The organism is Chamaesiphon sp. OTE_20_metabat_361, assembly GCF_031364565.1.
Genome location: NZ_JANLWO010000503.1, coordinates 1 through 4,656, shown reverse-complemented (window position 1 = coordinate 4,656; position 4,656 = coordinate 1). Strand labels below are relative to the sequence as shown.

The window sequence follows — 4,656 nt, the reverse complement described above, 5'->3', positions numbered from 1 at the left end:
AGGCGGTTTGCCCGTCTTTTCTGTGCCACAAATCATTTGTTGTGCCTCACTAGCAATTTCATCTTTCATTGCCGCACATGCGTCGGTAATCGTATGCAATCGCCCAGTAGATTGCTGCTGGCGATCGGTACCGGAGGCACTATTTACTGGCAGAGCTTGAGGAATATTCACATCATCCATAGAATGTTTGGGCGTGCGGTATACACAACTACATTATTTTCTATGGTACAGCCCCTGCCACCAAATTCCATCACTTAGATTGCAGACACAGGCATCTATCGATCGACAGATAGCCGCAATTGCATTAACAACTAGCCATCGAGTTATTTGCTAAATAGGCGCTCCGATGATTAAAGTGCGACTTTAACCTTCGACCAGACCCCATTTTCATCCTCGTCAAATTGCTCTTGCACCTTTTCCCAACCAGCGTGCTCGGCTGTGGTTTTATCTTGGCTATCGTTGTAAGCCGCGCTGTAAGCCGTGATAAAGACGCCCTGAGCTTCTGGCGATAGATGCGTGCGAATTTCTGGTGAAAGGTCTTCTGGGCTGTTGTATGCGCCGCCAGCACGGGGTAATGGTGCATCAGCAGTGTGGATGTCTTTACCGCCTGCGCTTTCTAAGAGGATCTGGTATTCACCGACTCGATCGGCAGGAACTTCCAACATCATCATAAATTCACCTGCTTCGAGGCGCGTTTGATATAGAGCAGCTTGTTCTTCCGGCATACCAACCGCTGTCAAGACGGATACTAACCCGGCACCCGCACTACCTGCGATCGCGCCGCTAGCCGCCCCGAGCAAGATGGCTCCAATCGGCCCTGCGGCGACAACTGGCCCGACAAACGGAATCAGCAAGACGCCAACACCCGTGAGCAAGCTCAAGAAAGAGCCGAATAAAGAACCAAAAATTGCGCCGCTTCGCAGTCCACCGAGGATAACGTCGCGCTTGGTGATAAATCCGGTGATGCGCGTCTCTGATTGGAAATTGCGTCCGAGTACAGAGATATCCTCTTTGGGAATGCCGCGATCGATCAGGCGGCGAACAACACCATCGATTTGACTTTGTTCGGCAAAAATCGCGGAAATCGTGCGTTCTACTACAGGTGCAAGGATTTGTGTTTCTGCCATGAGAATTTATAGGTGATTATTTTAGTAAAAAAGTAGATCGACGCAAGTATTCGGCTCGATCGAACTTAGTTCGCCAAACTGCCACACTCGGCTAAAAAGAACCGAGCGTAGAGATAATTTAGCAGTTTGTCTAAATGCCGACATAGCCGCTAAGCTGGTGCGAACGAGTCAGGCGACCCGTCCGCCCGAGCGTCAGCTAGACCGTTACGGGAGCCTTCATTTGCATATCGGGACGCGCACCGTTAGCTTGAAGAGCTTCACCCTCGATAAACGAGCGGAGCATCCACGCCATTTCCTCGTGCTGTTCCATGATGGCAGTCAAGAAATCGGCAGTACCTTCATCGTGGAATTCTTCGCTACAAGTATCGAGATGTTCGCGGAGGTTGCGGATGATTTGTTCGTGATCTTCGACTAAGGCGCTGACCATACCTGTTGCCATCGGGATGTTGCCAGGATGCTCGGCGAGGGAGCCATATTCGAGGAAGCCTTTCATCGTCCCGATCGGGTAGCCACCTAGCGAACGAATCCGCTCGGCGATCGCGTCGATGTTAGCGGAGACGGCTTCATACTGCTTGTCCCAGAGTTCGTGCAGCGAGATAAATTGGGGGCCAACTACGTCCCAATGAAATTTTTTAGTTTTGACGACTAGTAGATATGAATCGGCTAAGTCATGATTGAGTAAGTCGATGACACCAGAACGTTGTTCGTCAGTCAAACCAATGTTAATGCTACGCATGATTGTCTCCAATAATATTTATCGAAATTGTTAGTAAATCTTGGTTAGTAGCGAAATCTTGAAGGTTAATAAGGTAAATTTAGCAGCCAGCAAGCGGACTATTTACCAAAGAATCCTTTTACTCGATCGGCTACTGTCTCGGCAGCGTTTTCAACTTTCTCGGCACCAGTATCGATCGCATCCTTGGCTTTGTCTGTGTTTTCTTTCAGAGCTGCTGTTGCGGATCCCCTCTGGTCTTCTAGCTCTGACTGTGTTTTGCCGATCGCTTTTTTGGCAGAACCGCGCATTTCATCTGCTGTCCCAGATACTTGTTTCGACATACTATCGACGCTGGTAGCGATGACTGGGGATGCGTTGGCAATATTGACGCCTAAGAAGACACTCTGCCAAACAACCGCCAGCACCAATACGCCACTAATTAATTTGGCGATTCGAGCGCCGACAGTAGCAACTAAACGATCGAGCTGAAATTTCATAACTTTTAGTGTTCATCAATTAGTGCTTCATTTAATAACAATACTTTGAAGCACCCGATCGTCGAATCACTCTACAGAGAGATTTGTGGCAATTAGTGGCTCGCGCCAATCTCTATCGATCGACAGAGAATCGATTTATTCCTCACGCTGACGCTGACGGACGTAGCCAGCAATACCCCGCTGAGATTGTTTGATAAAATCGCAAATTTCTCGGACTAACTCCGAATCAAATTCAGCTTCTAGTTTGGTTAAAGCTTCTGGAATTAATAAATTAGATTGATAGAGAATCTTGAACGCGCGTTTGAGTGTCAATCTTTGCTCGGATGTAAATCCCGCTCGCCGCAACCCCACTGTATTCAAACCCATAACTTTGTTGAGCGTAGTACTGCGGGTCATGCAAAATGGGGGAATATCTTTCTGAGCTGCCGAACCACCAGCCATCATCACTAGTCTACCGACACTGACAAATTGATGTACCAAACAATTGCCGCTGATAAATGCGCGATCGCCAACGCTAACGTAACCCGCTAGTAGCGCTCCATTGGCGACGATTACATCATTACCCAGCACGACATTGTGGGCGAGGTGACTGTTTGCCATCAAGAGGCAGTTATTACCCACTGTCGTCACCGATCCCGCCTTGGTACCGCGATGAATGGTGACTCCTTCTCTGAGGCTACAATTTTCCCCGATCTTGACGTAGCTCGGCTCGTCTTTAAATGCTAAATCTTGGGGTAAATCGCCTAAGACGACATTGCTATGGATATGACAGTTGTGACCGATCGAGGTGTAAGGTAGCAGCGTTACATGTGCATCTAAAGTACAATTATCCCCAATCTCTACATCATGTCGAATGTAACAAAATGGCCCGATCGTCACATTCTCACCAATTTTGGCTCCAGGTTCGATCGCTGAGGTGGGATGAATTTGCACGATCGTTTAGGAGATGGGGGATGAGAGCGAAGATCTGGAACGGCAGCAATGGTTGTTTTACTTAGGCTGCCTAGTAGTCGTTGACAGACGATCGAAATTAGCGATCGAAATCCTCCCGCTGCATCTGTTTGGATGCACGGTAGGCATCTGCCATTCTGCCAAAGTTGATTTTAAATTCTTGCCAACCAAGGAGAGTACCCGTGCTATCTTCTTCTTCGTCCCAACAAGCAGATAGGATACCATAAGTTAGCCCCAAGACGCTCAATCCCAGACAGCCCATACTCGTCAGTAAGACGAGCGTATTCGGGACTTTGGCAATGTGATTGATCAGGATAAAATAACTACCGATAAATACGCCCATCCCCATCAGTACTGGAATCCCGCAAAATACCAATACCCGCCGAATCATCCGCCCACTAACGATATCGGGAATATACCCCGAACCTTGCTCGTCGATCGCTGGTACTGGCGTCGCTGGCTTGACGATCGGGGTGCCTTTTTTAGCGGCAGGTTTGCGCTGCTTGCCACTCTTACGCGGCTCAAACGGTACGGATTGGCGAGGATTCTCAGCAGACATAGGGATGTTCCGATTTAGGGCGATCGATGGTGAAAAGAGTATCTGTACGAACCGATAAGCTGGGGCGATCTGGATCGATCGAGCCTAACTACTCAGACTCGATTAAACCTGGCTAATAACTAGCTACTAGTCAGTAGTTATTAGTCTTTGACGCGGCGGATACCCAGGCTGTCGGCTAGGCTTTGGTAACGTTGAACGCTTTCGACTTGGATAAATGCCAGTAACCGTTTGCGTTGTCCGATCATTTTCAATAAGCCTCGACGGGAAGCATGATCGCTTTTGTTGGCTTTGAGGTGTTCGCTCAGACGGTTGATTCTCTCAGTCAGCATAGCGACTTGCAGATCTGACGAGCCTGTATCTGTTGCGTGCAACTGATACTGCGACATGATTTCTTGCTTGCGTTCTTGGGTTAGTGTCATGAATACTGAAAACTATAATTAAATTTTGCAACTTACTATTTTAGCATTTAATGTTTGGTTTGACTAGAGATGGAAAATTAGTGAGGAGTGGATAGTGGATAGTGAATAGTACCTGAGTATTGATAAATGACAGCGGTATTACTTCATACCTTTTACCCATTACCTCTTACCTTTTACCCATTACACATTACCTCTTACCTTTTACCCATTACCCATTACCCTACCCCCACACTCCTCACTCGCCGACTAAAATGAGGATAGTAGGTCAAAACAAGAGAAAATATGTCAACATTGGCGGCGATCGGCGTTTTAGCATTATTAATTTTTGTCCACGAACTGGGGCACTTTTTAGCAGCCAGATTACAGGGTATATATGCCAATAAATTTT

8 protein-coding genes are annotated in these 4,656 nt (G+C 47.5%); 1 reads left to right on the top strand and 7 read right to left on the bottom strand.

Annotated elements, in window-relative coordinates; all coding sequences use genetic code 11:
- The 7 genes from RMO35_RS14720 to rpsO form a co-directional block, all read right to left on the bottom strand.
- A partial coding sequence (locus RMO35_RS14720; RefSeq protein WP_309742081.1) for a hypothetical protein occupies positions 1-180 on the bottom strand: 180 nt, incomplete at its 3' end.
- Between the two features lie 170 nt (positions 181-350).
- Positions 351-1,127 carry a ChaB family protein gene (locus RMO35_RS14715; RefSeq protein WP_309742080.1) on the bottom strand — a complete coding sequence of 259 codons (777 nt, stop codon included), beginning with the start codon at positions 1,125-1,127 and terminating at the stop codon, positions 351-353.
- 196 nt (positions 1,128-1,323) lie between these two features.
- Positions 1,324-1,863, bottom strand: a complete 540-nt coding sequence (locus tag RMO35_RS14710) for a Dps family protein (RefSeq protein ID WP_309742079.1) — start codon at positions 1,861-1,863, stop codon at positions 1,324-1,326.
- Between the two features lie 98 nt (positions 1,864-1,961).
- The gene (locus RMO35_RS14705; protein ID WP_309742078.1) at positions 1,962-2,339 is read right to left on the bottom strand and encodes a hypothetical protein; all 378 of its coding nucleotides are present in this window, start codon (positions 2,337-2,339) and stop codon (positions 1,962-1,964) included.
- Between the two features lie 135 nt (positions 2,340-2,474).
- Positions 2,475-3,272 (bottom strand): acyl-ACP--UDP-N-acetylglucosamine O-acyltransferase, encoded by a 798-nt coding sequence (gene lpxA, locus RMO35_RS14700; protein WP_309742077.1) that lies wholly within the window; start codon positions 3,270-3,272, stop codon positions 2,475-2,477.
- Positions 3,273-3,369: 97 nt separating this feature from the next.
- Positions 3,370-3,849 carry a PAM68 family protein gene (locus RMO35_RS14695; protein WP_309742076.1) on the bottom strand — a complete coding sequence of 160 codons (480 nt, stop codon included), beginning with the start codon at positions 3,847-3,849 and terminating at the stop codon, positions 3,370-3,372.
- Positions 3,850-3,989: 140 nt separating this feature from the next.
- Positions 3,990-4,268, bottom strand: a complete 279-nt coding sequence (gene rpsO, locus RMO35_RS14690; protein ID WP_309742075.1) for a 30S ribosomal protein S15 — start codon at positions 4,266-4,268, stop codon at positions 3,990-3,992.
- A gap of 282 nt (positions 4,269-4,550) precedes the next feature.
- Between rpsO and RMO35_RS14685 the strand changes: the two genes are divergently transcribed.
- Positions 4,551-4,656 (top strand): site-2 protease family protein (locus RMO35_RS14685; RefSeq protein ID WP_309742082.1); only part of this gene is annotated, 106 nt, incomplete at its 3' end.

What these genes read in the sequence shown, in the direction of transcription:
- RMO35_RS14715 (WP_309742080.1), bottom strand. Translation starts at nt 1,127, where the DNA reads ATGGCAGAAACACAAATCCTTGCACCTGTAGTAGAACGCACGATTTCC.
- RMO35_RS14710 (WP_309742079.1), bottom strand. Translation starts at nt 1,863, where the DNA reads ATGCGTAGCATTAACATTGGTTTGACTGACGAACAACGTTCTGGTGTC.
- RMO35_RS14705 (WP_309742078.1), bottom strand. Translation starts at nt 2,339, where the DNA reads ATGAAATTTCAGCTCGATCGTTTAGTTGCTACTGTCGGCGCTCGAATC.
- RMO35_RS14695 (WP_309742076.1), bottom strand. Translation starts at nt 3,849, where the DNA reads ATGTCTGCTGAGAATCCTCGCCAATCCGTACCGTTTGAGCCGCGTAAG.
- rpsO (WP_309742075.1), bottom strand. Translation starts at nt 4,268, where the DNA reads ATGACACTAACCCAAGAACGCAAGCAAGAAATCATGTCGCAGTATCAG.